This window comes from Amycolatopsis tolypomycina (genome assembly GCF_900105945.1).
Taxonomy (GTDB): domain Bacteria; phylum Actinomycetota; class Actinomycetes; order Mycobacteriales; family Pseudonocardiaceae; genus Amycolatopsis; species Amycolatopsis tolypomycina.
In genome coordinates this window covers 142,978-156,178 of the sequence record NZ_FNSO01000001.1, presented here as the reverse complement: position 1 = coordinate 156,178, position 13,201 = coordinate 142,978, and the positions used below count along the sequence as shown (strand labels likewise).

Sequence of the window (13,201 nt, the reverse complement as noted above, 5' to 3'; positions counted from 1 at the left end):
TTACTTGCCTCCCTGGACCGCGGACAGCGTCTGCTGCACCGTCGGGGTGACTGTGTCGAGCACCGGCTTCGGGTAGAAGCCGAGAACGATGATCAGCACGACCAGCGGCGCGAGGATCGCGATCTCCCGGCCGGACAGGTCGCGGATCGCCTTCTTGGCGCCCAGCTCCGGCGCGATCGCCGTGCCCGGGCCGCCGCCGACACCCACGAGGGCGTCACCGCGGACCGGGCCCTGGAAGACCCGCTGGTAGAGCCACAGGACGTACGCCGCGGCCAGGACCATGCCCACCGTGGCGAGGATCGTGTACACCGGCTGGTCCACAAAGGACCCGATGAGCACCAGGAACTCGGAGACGAACGAGTTGGTGCCCGGCAGCGAAAGCGTCGACAGGCCGGCGAGCAGGAACAGCCCCGCCAGCAACGGCGTCACCTTCGCCATGCCGCCGTAGTCCGAAATGCGAGAAGACCCGCCCCGCGCGATCACCAGGCCGATCACCACGATCAGCATGCCGGTCGCCAGGCTGTGGTTGAGCATGTACGTCGCCGAGCCGACCATCGCCTGCTCGTTGAACGCGAAGATGCCCAGCGAGATGAAGCCGAAGTGGGCGATCGACACGTACGCGATGAACCGCTTCATGTCCCGCTGCCCCGCGGCGAGGATCGAGCCGTAGAGGACACCGATCACCGAGAGCACCAGCACCAGCGGCGCCAGCGCCTTGCTCGCGTCCGGGAACATCGGCAGGCAGTAGCGCAGGAAGCCGAACGTGCCGACCTTGTCCAGGATGCCGACCAGCAGGACGGCGACGCCGATCGGCGCCTCCCCCGCCGCGTCCGGCAGCCAGGTGTGGAACGGCACCAGCGGCGCCTTGATCGCGAAGGCCAGGAAGAACCCGAGGAACAGCCAGATCTGCGTGGACAGCGGCGCGTCGCGCACCACCGTCACCAGCGTGGCCCAGTCGAACGTGCCCTTGCCGAGCTTGTCCGCCGCCAGCGAGTACGCCCCGATCGCCGACGCCAGCATGATCAAGCCGCCGAGGAACGAGTACAGGAAGAACTTCACCGCCGCGTACTGCCGGTTCGCGCCGCCGTAGCCGCCGATGAGGAAGTACATCGGGATCAGCATGATCTCGAACAACACGTAGAACAGGAAGACGTCGGTCGCGGCGAACACGCCGATCGTGAGCGCCTCCTGCAGCAGGATCAGCGACAGGAACCCGCCCGCGCTGCGCCCGGCCGGCAGCTTGTCCATCGTGCCGAGGCCGCCGACGACGATCGGGACCAGCAGCGCGATCACCGCGATCATGATCAGTGCGATGCCGTCGACGCCGAACGCGATGTGCACGCCGAAGCTGGGGATCCAGTCGAAGCTCGACGTCATCTGCAGGCGGGGCCCGGACGCGTTGTAGCTGAGCCAGAACGGGATCACCAGCAGGAACTCGAGGATCGAGAACCCGAGCGCGGCCAGCACCGCGGCGCGGTCGTTCCCCTTGAGGAACGCCAGCACCAGGGCGCCGGCCAGCGGCACCAGGATGAGGATGAGCAACCAGGTCATCAGGAGAACCTCACCAGCAGGAGAGCCGCCAGAAGCAGGAACGTGCCGCCCAGCATCGACAGCGCGTACGACCGGACGAACCCGGTCTGGAGCCGCCGCAGCCGGCCGGACCCGCCGCCGAGCGAGGCGGCCAGGCCGTTGACCGCGCCGTCGACGCCGCGGTTGTCCACGAACACCAGCGCCCGCGAGAGCCAGGTGCCCGGGCGGGCGACCAGCGTCTCGTTGAGGGCGTTGCCGTACAGGTCCTTGCGCGCGGCCCGGGTGACGAACGAGACCCGCTGGGGCTGCTCGACCGGGACGTCACGGCGGAAGATCAGGTACGCGATCACCACGCCGAGCACGGAGAACACGATCGCGCCCGCGGAAATCACCCCGGCACTCAACGGCGAGTGGTGGACCTCCTCCAGCTCGCCGACCGACGGGGTCAGCCAGTGGGCGAAGCGCTCACCGAGTGCGAAGAAGGCACCGGCGCCGACCGAGCCGACCGCCAGGATCGCCATCGGGACCCACATGATCGCCTTGGACTCGTGCGGGTGGAAGTCACGGCCGTCGGAGCTCTTGATGTCCTTCCAGCGCTCCTTGCCGAAGAACGTCATCATCATCAGGCGCGTCATGTAGAACGCGGTGAGCCCGGCGCCCAGCAGCGCGGCGCCGCCCATCACCCAGCCGCGCCAGCCGCCCTGGCTGAACGCCGCTTCGATGATCGCGTCCTTGGTGAAGAAGCCCGACAGCGGCGGGATGCCGATCAGGGCCAGGTAGCCGAGGCCGAAGGTGATGAAGGTGATCGGCATGTGCTTGCGCAGGCCGCCGAACTTCCGCATGTCGACCTCGTCGTTCATGCCGTGCATGACCGACCCGGCCCCGAGGAACAGCCCGGCCTTGAAGAAGCCGTGCGCGACCAGGTGCATGATGCCCAGCGCGTACGCGATCGGCCCGAGGCCGACGGCGAGCATCATGTAGCCGATCTGGCTGACCGTCGAGTACGCGAGGACCTTCTTGATGTCGTCGTACGCGCAGCCGATGATGCACCCGAGCAGCAGCGTCACCGTGCCGACCAGGGTGACGATCAGCCTGCCGTCCTCGGTGGCGTTGAAGATGTCCTTCGAGCGGGCCACCAGGTAGACGCCCGCGGTGACCATCGTCGCCGCGTGGATGAGGGCCGACACCGGGGTCGGGCCCTCCATCGCGTCCGGGAGCCACGCCTGCAGCGGGAACTGGCCGGACTTACCGCAGGCACCCAGCAGGAGCAGGATCGCCATCGCGGTGATCGCGCCGGTCGAGAACTTGCCGTCGCCGACCGCCTTGAAGACCTCGGCGTAGCCGGTCGAGCCCGCGTACTTGAACATGATGAAGATCGCCAGCGCGAGCCCGACGTCCCCGACGCGGTTCATCAGGAACGCCTTCTTCGCCGCGGTCGCGGCGGACGGGCGGCCCTGGTACCAGCCGATGAGCAGATAGGACGCGAGACCCACGCCCTCCCAGCCCATGTAGAGCGTCACGAAGCTGTTGCCCAGCACCAGGACCAGCATCGAGGCGACGAAGAGGTTGAGGTACGCGAAGAAGCGGTACCGGCCCTCGTCGTCGGCCATGTAGCCGATCGAGTAGAAGTGGATCAGCATGCCGACGCCGGTGATGAGCAGCACGAACGTCAGCGACAGCGCGTCGATCCGGAGCCCGAAGTCGATCTGCAGCGCGCCGGCCGGGATCCACGAGTACAGCTTGGTGTCCACAGTGGACGACGTGTCGGCGGTGAAGAACAGGATGACGCCGTAGATGAATGCCAGGGTGACGGTGGCACAGCCGAGCAGATGCCCCCACGCCTTGGCGCGCTTCCCTGCCAGCAGCAGGATCAACGCGCCGAGACCAGGCAGGGCCACCAGCAGCCACGATGATGCGGTCACTCGGGGGTCTCCTAGTACTTCAGCAGGTTGGTGTCGTCGACCGAGGCCGAGCGCCGGGTGCGGAAGATGGCCATGATGATCGCCAGGCCGACCACGACCTCGGCGGCCGCGACGACCATGACGAAGAACGCCATGACCTGGCCGTCGAGCCCGCCGTTGATCCGGGCGAAGGTGACCAGCGACAGGTTCACCGCGTTGAGCATCAGCTCGATGCACATGAACACGACGATCGCGTTGCGCCGCACCAGCACGCCGACCGCGCCGAGCGCGAACAGCAGCGCCGACAGCAGCAGGTAGTACGTCGGGGTCATTCCTTCTCCCCCTTGGTTTCCGCCGCGTCCGAGCCGACCAGCGCGTGCGCGTCCGGGTGTTCGACGTCGTCCGCGACGAGCTTGCGTTCCTTCGCCAGCTCGATCGCCGAGGTGGACTCGATGATCGCCGACAGCGACTCCGGGGCGACCGAGCCGTCCGGCAGCAGCGCCGGGGTGGCCACCGAGTTGGCGGTGGCGAAGACACCCGGGCCGGGCAGCGGCGACGGCCGGTCGTGCTCGCCGCGGAAACGCAGGAGCACGAGTTCCTTCTGCGACAGCTTCCCGCCCTTGGCGTGCCGGTCGGTGAAGGCCAGCACCATCGCGCCGATCGCGGCGGTGATGAGCAGCGCCGACGTCAGCTCGAACGGGAACAGGTAGTCGGTGAAGATCAGCTTGCCGAGGCCCTTGGGACCGCCGCCCGCCGACGTCGTCGAGTCCAGCGGGATCGCCGGCGTGACGTTCTCCAGCGCCCGGTAGATGCCGGTGGCCAGCAGCGCGGCCATCCCGATGCCGAGCACCGTCGCGGCCAGCCGCTGGCCGCGCAGGACTTCGACGACCGAGTCGGAGCTCTCGCGGCCGACCAGCATCAGCACGAACAGGAACAGCATCATGATCGCGCCGGTGTAGACGATGATCTGCGTGAAGCCGAGGAACGGCGCCGACTGGATCATGTACAGCGCGCCCAGGCTCAGCATGGTCAGCACCAGCCACAGCGCCGAGTGGACGGCGTTGCGGGAGAAGATCATGCCGAGCGCGCCGAGCAGCGAGAGCGGGCCGAGGATCCAGAACGCGATGGCTTCCCCGGTGGACACACCCGCCGACGCGTTGGGCGCCTGGGCCAGAAGTGCAGTGATCACTTCGAAGCCTCCCCGCGCGCCAGCTCGGGGCCGTTCACGTAGTAGTCCTGCTCGTTTTCGCCGAGCCGCATCGGGTGCGGCGGCTGCTCCATGCCGGGCAGCAGCGGGGCGAGCAGGTCTTCCTTCGTGTAGATCAGCCGCTGGCGGTCGTCGTCGGCCAGCTCGTAGAAGTTGATCATCGTCAGCGACCGGGTCGGGCACGCCTCGATGCAGAGGCCGCAGCCGATGCAGCGCAGGTAGTTGATCTGGTAGTCCGCGCCGTACCGCTCGCCCGGCGAGTACCGGGCTTCCTCGGTGTTGTCACCGCCCTCGACGAAGATCGCGTCCGCCGGGCACGCCCACGCGCACAGCTCGCAGCCGACGCACTTCTCGAGGCCGTCCGGGTGGCGGTTCAGCTGGTGCCGGCCGTGGTAACGCGGGGCGGCGGGCGCGCCAGCCTCCGGGTACTCCTCGGTGGCGACCTTCTTGAACATCATCCCGAAGGTGACGCCGAAGCCCTTGACGGGATCAAGAAACCCCATCTTGTGCCCCTTCCTTTGCGGTACCGACGGCCGCCGGCTTGCGGCGGGCCGCCTTCGCCTCGGCCTTGGCCAAGGCCTTCTGACGCGGGGTGGTCTGCGGGACCTTGAGGTCCAGCGGCGGAACCGGGAAACCGCCACCGGTCACCGGGATCGACTCGCTCTCCTCTTCACGGCTCGCGGCGCGGACGTAGAAGAACAGCGCGACGACGATGAAGATCGCGACCGCGGCGATGATGATGGTCGCGGTGTTCCAGGTGATCACCTTCGCGAAGGTCACCATGATGATCCAGACCAGGTTCAGCGGGACCAGGACCTTCCAGCCCAGGCGCATGAACTGGTCGTAGCGCAGACGGGGCAGCGTGCCGCGCAGCCAGATGAACCCGAAGAGCAGGACGAACATCTTCGCGAAGAACCACAGCACCGGCCACCAGCCGGTGTTGAGGACGTTGTTCCCGATCAGCGACAGCGGCCACGGGGCCATCCAGCCACCGAGGAACAACGTCGTCGCGAACGCCGAGACGATCACCATGTTGACGTACTCGGCGAGGAAGAACATCGCGAACTTCATCGAGCTGTACTCGGTGTGGAAGCCGCCGACCAGCTCCGACTCGGCCTCCGGGAGGTCGAACGGCGCGCGGTTGGTCTCGCCGACCATCGAGATCAGGTAGATCACGAAGCTCGGGACCAGGTAGAGGAACCACACCGGCTGCTGCTTGCTGACGATGTCGGCCAGGTTCAGCGACCCGGCCTGCAGGATCACCGCGACGATCGAGAGGCCCATCGCGATCTCGTAGGAGATCACCTGCGCCGCGGAGCGCATGCCGCCGAGCAGCGGGTACGGCGAGCCGGACGACCAGCCGGCGAGCACGATGCCGTAGACGCCGATCGAGGAGCAGGCCAGGATCACCAGCGCGCTGACCGGCAGGTCGAGCAGCTGGAGCACGGTCCGCTCGCCGAAGATCGACACGACCGGCCCGAACGGGATGGCCGACAGCGCGATCAGCGACGGCACCACGCACATGACCGGGGCGAGGAAGTACACCTTGCGGTCGGCGGTGTCCGGGATGATCTGTTCCTTGAACGGCAGCTTGATCGCGTCCGCCAGGGACTGCAGGTAGCCGCCCGGGCCGACCCGGTTGGGGCCGGGCCGGTTTTGCATCCGGCCGACGGCCTTGCGCTCCCAGACGATCAGGAAGATCGTCATGATCGGCCCGATCAGCAGGATGACCACGCACTTGAGCAGGATCAGCCACAGCGGGTCGTCGGCCAGCAGCGCCGCCCGCGTCGCCGCGTCCGGCACGCTGCCGACGGCTGCTTCGGTCAGCAGCGGGGTCATTGCCCACCTCCAGCGAGGTTCACCACGGCGCCGTGGCCGGCACCGAGCGTCTTGAACACGGCGGAGCCGTCGGAGTTGCCCGGCAGCCACACGACGCCGTCGGGCAGGTCGGCGATCTCCACCGGCAGCGTGATCGCACCGCGTTCGGTGCTGACCCGCACGGTGGTGCCCAGCTCCTCGGCGGTCTTCGCGGACAGCCGCGCGACCGGCGTGCGCTGGGTGCCCTTGAGGTGCGGCTCGCCGTCCTGCAGGGAACCGTTGTCGATCAGCTGGCGCCAGGTCGACAGGATCGCCTGGCCGTCACCCGGCGTCGCGGGCGGCGCGACTTCGGCGGCCACGTGGCTCCACCGCAGTGCCGAGGCCGGGCCGAGCTTCTCGAAGTCACCGCGCGCGGCGGCCGGCGTCTGCGTGAACAGGTCCGCGTCCATCTCGACGGCGAGGGTGTCGAGCACCCGGCAGTCGGGCAGGGCGCCGGTGCCTTCGATCGTCGTGTCGAACGGGCGGGTGCGGCCCTCCCAGTTGAGGTAGCTGCCGGACTTCTCGTCCGACGCCGCCACCGGGAGCACCACGTCCGCGCGCTCGGTCACCGCGCTGAGCCGCAGTTCCAGGCTGACCACGAACCCGGCGTTGTCCAGCGCGCGCAGCGCGAGGGCCGGGTCCGGCAGGTCGTACGGGTCGACCCCGCCGACGACCAGGCCGCCGAGCTCGCCGGCCGAAGCGGCCAGCAGGATGTCGGTCGCGTCGCGGCCCGGGGTCGCCGGGAGCGGGACGCCCCAGGCGTTCTCGACGGCGACGCGGGCGGCGTCGTCACCGACCCGGCGGCCGCCGGGCAGCAGCGACGGCACGCAGCCGGCCTCCAGGGCGCCCCGGTCGCCGGCGCGGCGCGGGATCCACGCGAGCCGGACGCCGGTGCGCTCGACCAGGTCGTGCAGGGCGGCGAAGAGGCCGGGGATCGCGGCGGCGCGCTCGCCGACAAGGACGACCGCACCCTCGCCGCGCAGGCCCTCCTCGAGGTCCGGCGCGTGCTTGGCGATGCCGTCGACGGCCGCGGCCTCCTGGCCGGGGACGCAGGCGAGCAGCTCTCCGAACGTCTTGCGCACCGACGACGTCGTCCACTGTCCCAAGTGGACGACCCGGGTGCGGTTCTTGCGGGCCGCCTTGCGCAGCCGCAGGAACACGATCGGGGCTTCGTCCTCGGGCTCGAAGGCGACGCACAGGACCGTGCGGGCCCGCTCGAGCTCGCCGAAGGTGACGCCGGACTCCGGCGTCACGCCCACGACGTGCGAGGTGAGGAACGCGAGTTCCTCGGCCGAGTGCGGGCGGGCGCGGAAGTCGATGTCGTTGGTGCGCAGGGCGACGCGGGCGAACTTCGAGTACGCGTAGGCGTCCTCGACGGTCAGCCGCCCACCGGGCAGGACGCCGACGCCACCGTTCGCGCGCGCCGCGGTGAGACCTTCGGCGGCGATGCGCAGCGCGTCGGTCCAGGACGCCTCTTCCAGCTCACCGGTCTCGCGGTTGCGGACCAGCGGGCGCCGGATGCGGTCCTCGGCGCCGGTGTAGCGGAAGGCGAACCGGCCCTTGTCGCAGATCCACTCTTCGTTGACCTCGGGGTCGTCGCCGGCCAGCTTGCGCTGGACCTTGCCGCGCCGGAAGTCGGTGCGCTCGGCGCAGCCGGACGAGCAGTGCTCGCAGACGCTCGGCGAGGACACCAGGTCGAACGGCCGCGACCGGAAGCGGTAGGCCGCGCTGGTGAGAGCCCCGACCGGGCAGATCTGGATGACGTTGCCGGAGAAGTACGACTGGAACGGCTGGCCGCTGGTCGTCCGCGACGCCATGTCGAGCACGTCCGCCGTCTCCGCGGTGCCGATCTGCTGGTGGGCGCCGCGTTCGAGGAGCTCGATGAACGGGTCGCCGGCGATCTCGCGGGAGAACCGGGTGCAGCGCTGGCAGAGCACGCAGCGTTCGCGGTCCAGCAGCACCTGCGTGGAGATCGGCAGCGGCTTCGGGAACGTCCGCTTGGTGTCGACGAACCGGGAGTCCGTGCGGCCGTGGGCCAGCGCCTGGTTCTGCAGGGGGCACTCGCCGCCCTTGTCGCAGATCGGGCAGTCCAGCGGGTGGTTGATGAGCAGCAGCTCCATCACGCCCTGCTGCGCCTTGTCCGCGACCGGCGACGTCAGCTGCGTCTTGACGACCATGCCGTCGGCGACGGTCATCGTGCAGGACGCCTGCGGCTTCGGCATCGGCCTGCCGCCCATCTCGACCTCGACCAGGCACTGGCGGCAGGCGCCCGCCGGGTCGAGGAGCGGGTGGTCGCAGAACCGCGGGATGACCGTGCCGAGGCGTTCGGCCGTGCGGATGAGGAGCTCGCCCTTGGGGGCGATGACCTCTTCGCCGTCGATGACCAGCTTGACGTGGCCTTCGGGGACCGGGGTTTCGGTCGTCTCAGGCTTGTCGGGGGCGATCGTCATGCCTGCGCTCCCACCAGTTCGCGCTTGTTGCTCTCACAGAGAGCGAGGAATTCCTCGCGGAAGTACTTGATACCGCTCTGGATCGGCGACACCGCGCCGTCGCCGAGGGCGCAGAACGACCGGCCGAGGATGTTGTCGCAGACGTCGAGGAGGGTGTCGATGTCCTCCTCGGTGCCGTGGCCCTCGACCATGCGCTCGAGGATCTGCGCCAGCCAGTACGTGCCTTCGCGGCACGGCGTGCACTTGCCGCAGGACTCGTGCTCGTAGAACTGGGTCCACTTCATCACGGCCCACGGCACCGACACGGTCTCGTTGAAGACCTGGACGGCGGTGGTGCCCAGCATCGACCCGGCTTCCGCCGCGCCTTCGAAGTCCAGGGGAACGTCGAGGTGCTCGGCGGTGAACATCGGGGTGGACGAGCCGCCCGGGGTCCAGAACTTGAGCGGGATGCCGTCCTTCATGCCGCCCGCCATGTCCAGCAGCTCGCGCAGTGTCGTGCCGAGCGGGCACTCGTACTGGCCGGGCTTCTCGACGTGGCCGGAGATCGAGTAGATCTTCGGGCCGGGCGACTTCTCGCGGCCCATCTCGCGGAACCAGCTGGAGCCGGCGTTGACGATGTAGGGCGCGCTGGCGATCGTCTCGACGTTGTTCACCGTGGTCGGCGCGGCGTAGAGACCCGCGGCGGCCGGGAACGGCGGCTTGAGCCGCGGCTGGCCGCGACGGCCTTCGAGCGAGTCGAGCAGCGCCGTCTCCTCGCCGCAGATGTACGCGCCCGCACCGGCGTGGACGGTGATCTTGAGGTCGAAGCCGGAGCCGAGGATGTTCTCGCCCAGGTAACCCGCCGCTTCGGCTTCGCGCACGGCCGCGTTGAGCCGGCGGATGCAGTGCAGCGCTTCCCCGCGGACGTAGATGAAGCAGTGGTTGGACCGCATCGCGTACGAGGCGATGATGCAGCCCTCGATCAGCGAGTGCGGGTCCGCCATCATCAGCGGGATGTCCTTGCAGGTACCGGGTTCGCCCTCGTCGGCATTGATCACCAGGTAGTGCGGCTTGTCGAAGTTCGGCGGCATGAACGACCACTTGATGCCGGCCGGGAAGCCCGCGCCGCCGCGGCCGCGCAGCCCCGAGTCCTTGATCAGCTGGACGAGCTGCTCCGGCGTCCCGGCCAGTGCCTTGCGGATCGCCGTGTAGCCCTCGAGTGCTTCGTACTGCCCGATCGTCCAGGAGTTCGGCGACAGCCAGCGCTTCGTGAGGACCGGGGTAATGGGATCGGCCATTACTTCTTCTCCACTTCTGGCAACGGCACATCGGAGGCCACCGGGGCGACCCAGCCGCGCTCCTGCGCGAGCTTCGCGCCCCGCAGCGTCTCGACGGCCTGCGACGGGCCGTCGACGTCCTTGCGGTAGGTCCGCTCGTCCTCCGGGAAGAACCCGGCGAGCTGCAGTTCGGCGCCCTTGAAGTTCGTCAGCGGGGCACCGCGCGTCGGGGCCGGCTTCTTGCCCGCCTGCAGCGCGTCGACCAGCGCGACGGCCTTGTCCTCGGTCTGGTTGTCGAAGTACTCGTAGTTGACCTGGATGACCGGCGCGAGGTCGCAGGCCGCGAGGCACTCGGCGTGCTCGAGGGTGATCGAGCCCGGCTCGTTCGGCGTGCCCGCGGTCTCGTTGTGCCCCAGCGGGTTCTCCTCGGAGCCAAGGTGCGTCTGGAGCTTCTTGTAGATCGCGTCGCCGCCCATCGCCGCGCACAGCGTGTTGGTGCAGACGCTCACGAGGTGCTCGCCGCACGGGCGGCGCTTGTACATCGTGTAGAACGTCGCGACCGCGCTGACCTCGGCGTCGGACAGGTCGAGCTGCTTCGCGCAGAACGCGATGCCCTCCTGGCTGACGTAGCCCTGCACCGACTGCACGAGGTGCAGCATCGGCAGCAGTGCCGAGCGGGACATCGGGTAGCGCGCGATCAGGTCCTGCGCCTTGGCGTGGATGTCCGCGTCGAAGATGTCCTCGAGCGGCGTCTCGGTGATGATCCCGGCCGCCACTTCGGGGTCCGGCGCGATGGCGACGGCGTCGGTGTCGGGCCCGGCCGCGGCGTGCGTCGTCGCGGAGTAGTTCGGGCCCGGCTCGGGAACTGCTGTGGTCATCGGTCCACTCCCCCCATGACGGGGTCGATCGAGGCGATGGCGGCGATCACGTCGGCGACCAGGCCGCCCTCGGCCATGGCGGGCATCGACTGCAGGTTCACGAAGCTCGGTTCGCGCACGTGGACCCGCAGCGGCCGGGTGCCGCCGTCGGAGACCAGGTGCACGCCCAGCTCGCCGCGCGGTGACTCGACCGGCGCGTAGACCTGGCCCGGCGGGACCTTGAAGCCCTCGGTGACCAGCTTGAAGTGGTGGATCAGGGACTCCATCGACTGGCCCATGATCTTCTTGACGTGCTCGAGCGAGTTGCCCATGCCGTCGCTGCCGATGGACAGCTGCGCGGGCCACGCGATCTTCTTGTCCTCGACCATGACCGGGCCCGGCTCGAGCTTCTCGAGGCACTGCTCGATGATCTTGAGGCTCTCGTGCATCTCGTGCACCCGGATCAGGTAGCGCGACCAGCAGTCGGCACCGTTGTCGACCGGCACGTCGAACTCGAACTCGTCGTAGCAGGAGTACGGCTCGGTCTTGCGCAGGTCCCACGGGAGGCCCGCGGACCGCAGCACCGGGCCGGTGACGCCGAGCGCGAGGCACGCGTCGACCGGCAGGTACCCGACGCCCTTGAGCCGGTTGCGCCAGATCGGCTGGCCGGTGAAGAGCTTGTCGTACAGCGGAAGGCGTTCCTTCATCGTCTTGAGGAACGCCTTGACGACCTCGACGTAGTCGGCCGGCATGTCCTGCGCGAGGCCGCCGGGGCGGATGAACGCGTGGTTCATCCGCAGGCCGGTCAGGTGCTCCAGCAGGTGCAGCACCTCTTCGCGCTCGCGGAAGCCGAGCGTCATCGCGGTGGTGGCGCCGAGCTCCATGCCGCCGGTGGCGATGTAGACCAGGTGCGAGCCGATCCGGTTGATCTCCAGCAGCATCACGCGCAGCAGCTGCGCGCGGCGCGGGGCCTCGATGCCGAGCAGCTTCTCGACGCCGAGGCAGTACGCCATCTCCGTCGACAGCGGGGCCAGGTAGTCCATGCGCGTCACGAAGGTGACGCCCTGGGTCCAGGTCCGGTACTCGCAGTTCTTCTCGATGCCGGTGTGCAGGTAGCCGATGACCGACCGCAGCTGCGTGACGGTCTCGCCCTCCATCTCCAGCACGAGCCGGAGCACGCCGTGCGTCGACGGGTGCTGCGGGCCCATGTTGATGACCATGCGCTCGTCGTGCTGGGCGTCGGCGATGACGTCGTCCCAGTCGCCGCCGGAGACCGTGTAGACGCGGCCTTCGGTGGTGTCGCGGGAGTCGGCGTAGTTCGCGTTGTCCGTGCTGTCGCTGCCGGCTTCGGTCGTGCTGGTGCCGGTCGTGACGTCCGACAGGTTCTCGGTGCTCACGAGTAAGACCTCCGCTGGTCCGGCGGCGGGATCTCCGCGCCCTTGTATTCGACCGGGATCCCGCCGAGCGGGTAGTCCTTGCGCTGGGGGTGGCCGTCCCAGTCGTCCGGCATGAGGATCCGGGTCAGCGCCGGGTGGCCGTCGAAGACGATCCCGAACATGTCCCAGGTCTCGCGCTCCTGCCAGTCGGCGGTCGGGTAGATCCCGACCAGCGACGGCACGTGCGCGTCCTCGACGTCGAGGGTGACCTCGAGGCGGATCCGGCGCCGGTAGGTCAGCGACGTGAAGTGGTAGACCGCGTGCAGCCGCTGCGGGACGTCGACGCCGTAGTCCACACCGGACACCGACGACAGCAGCTCGAACCGGAGACCGCCGTCGTCGCGCAGGGTCTGCGCGATGGCGGGCAGGTGCTCGCGGGCGACGTAGAAGGTGATCTCGCCGCGGTCGACCGTCGTCTGCAGGATCGCCTCGGCGGGGATCTTGCGCTCGGCCAGCGCGGCGTAGAACTCGTCGGCGAACTGGTCGAACCAGCCGCCGTACGGGCGCTCGGCCGGCGCCGGGCTGTACGCCGGGAGCCGGACGCCGCCGTAGCCGGAGGTGTCGCCGGAGCCCTGGACGCCGAACATGCCCCGGCGTTCGCGGCCGGTGACGACCGCTTCGGCCGCGCCCGGGCCCTTGGCCGTCAGGCCGGTTTCGGCTCGCTCGGCGCTCGACTGCTCTTCGCCGGGTTGGGGGTTCTCAGTCAT

The 13,201-nt window shown here is 69.2% G+C and carries 11 protein-coding genes; all 11 read right to left on the bottom strand.

From position 1 onward, the window contains the following. The 11 genes from BLW76_RS00855 to BLW76_RS00805 are packed head-to-tail and all read right to left on the bottom strand — an operon-like array spanning position 1 to position 13,201. Entirely contained in the window at positions 1-1,551 is a 1,551-nt protein-coding gene (locus BLW76_RS00855; RefSeq protein ID WP_091303928.1) for an NADH-quinone oxidoreductase subunit M, read from the bottom strand. Continuing rightward, entirely contained in the window at positions 1,551-3,452 is a 1,902-nt protein-coding gene (gene nuoL / locus BLW76_RS00850; RefSeq protein ID WP_091303927.1) for an NADH-quinone oxidoreductase subunit L, read from the bottom strand. Before nuoL ends, BLW76_RS00855 begins: the two co-directional genes overlap by 1 nt. Before the next feature lie 11 nt (positions 3,453-3,463). Continuing rightward, complete coding sequence (gene nuoK / locus BLW76_RS00845) at positions 3,464-3,763, bottom strand: NADH-quinone oxidoreductase subunit NuoK (RefSeq protein ID WP_091303926.1); 300 nt, start codon at positions 3,761-3,763, stop codon at positions 3,464-3,466. Then, positions 3,760-4,620 carry an NADH-quinone oxidoreductase subunit J gene (locus BLW76_RS00840; protein WP_091303925.1) on the bottom strand — a complete coding sequence of 287 codons (861 nt, stop codon included), beginning with the start codon at positions 4,618-4,620 and terminating at the stop codon, positions 3,760-3,762. Before BLW76_RS00840 ends, nuoK begins: the two co-directional genes overlap by 4 nt. After that, positions 4,617-5,141 (bottom strand): NADH-quinone oxidoreductase subunit NuoI, encoded by a 525-nt coding sequence (gene nuoI / locus BLW76_RS00835; RefSeq protein ID WP_091303924.1) that lies wholly within the window; start codon positions 5,139-5,141, stop codon positions 4,617-4,619. Before nuoI ends, BLW76_RS00840 begins: the two co-directional genes overlap by 4 nt. After that, on the bottom strand, positions 5,128-6,477 hold the full coding sequence (gene nuoH, locus BLW76_RS00830) for an NADH-quinone oxidoreductase subunit NuoH (protein WP_091303923.1): 1,350 nt from the start codon (positions 6,475-6,477) through the stop codon (positions 5,128-5,130). The genes nuoI and nuoH overlap by 14 nt, the downstream gene beginning before the upstream one ends. Beyond that, positions 6,474-8,945: an NADH-quinone oxidoreductase subunit G gene (locus tag BLW76_RS00825; protein WP_091303922.1), complete on the bottom strand. Its 2,472-nt coding sequence runs from the start codon at positions 8,943-8,945 to the stop codon at positions 6,474-6,476. The genes nuoH and BLW76_RS00825 overlap by 4 nt, the downstream gene beginning before the upstream one ends. Next, positions 8,942-10,222 carry an NADH-quinone oxidoreductase subunit NuoF gene (gene nuoF, locus BLW76_RS00820; protein WP_091303921.1) on the bottom strand — a complete coding sequence of 427 codons (1,281 nt, stop codon included), beginning with the start codon at positions 10,220-10,222 and terminating at the stop codon, positions 8,942-8,944. Before nuoF ends, BLW76_RS00825 begins: the two co-directional genes overlap by 4 nt. Beyond that, complete coding sequence (gene nuoE / locus BLW76_RS00815) at positions 10,222-11,079, bottom strand: NADH-quinone oxidoreductase subunit NuoE (RefSeq protein WP_091303920.1); 858 nt, start codon at positions 11,077-11,079, stop codon at positions 10,222-10,224. Before nuoE ends, nuoF begins: the two co-directional genes overlap by 1 nt. After that, positions 11,076-12,455 carry an NADH-quinone oxidoreductase subunit D gene (locus tag BLW76_RS00810; RefSeq protein ID WP_091303919.1) on the bottom strand — a complete coding sequence of 460 codons (1,380 nt, stop codon included), beginning with the start codon at positions 12,453-12,455 and terminating at the stop codon, positions 11,076-11,078. The genes nuoE and BLW76_RS00810 overlap by 4 nt, the downstream gene beginning before the upstream one ends. Continuing rightward, positions 12,452-13,201 (bottom strand): NADH-quinone oxidoreductase subunit C, encoded by a 750-nt coding sequence (locus tag BLW76_RS00805; RefSeq protein WP_091303918.1) that lies wholly within the window; start codon positions 13,199-13,201, stop codon positions 12,452-12,454. The genes BLW76_RS00810 and BLW76_RS00805 overlap by 4 nt, the downstream gene beginning before the upstream one ends.

Coding starts and splice junctions, on each gene's coding strand:
- nuoE (WP_091303920.1), bottom strand. CDS start 11,079: ATGACCACAGCAGTTCCCGAGCCGGGCCCGAACTACTCCGCGACGACG.
- nuoI (WP_091303924.1), bottom strand. CDS start 5,141: ATGGGGTTTCTTGATCCCGTCAAGGGCTTCGGCGTCACCTTCGGGATG.
- nuoF (WP_091303921.1), bottom strand. CDS start 10,222: ATGGCCGATCCCATTACCCCGGTCCTCACGAAGCGCTGGCTGTCGCCG.
- nuoH (WP_091303923.1), bottom strand. CDS start 6,477: ATGACCCCGCTGCTGACCGAAGCAGCCGTCGGCAGCGTGCCGGACGCG.
- BLW76_RS00825 (WP_091303922.1), bottom strand. CDS start 8,945: ATGACGATCGCCCCCGACAAGCCTGAGACGACCGAAACCCCGGTCCCC.
- nuoK (WP_091303926.1), bottom strand. CDS start 3,763: ATGACCCCGACGTACTACCTGCTGCTGTCGGCGCTGCTGTTCGCGCTC.
- BLW76_RS00805 (WP_091303918.1), bottom strand. CDS start 13,201: ATGACTGAGAACCCCCAACCCGGCGAAGAGCAGTCGAGCGCCGAGCGA.
- BLW76_RS00855 (WP_091303928.1), bottom strand. CDS start 1,551: ATGACCTGGTTGCTCATCCTCATCCTGGTGCCGCTGGCCGGCGCCCTG.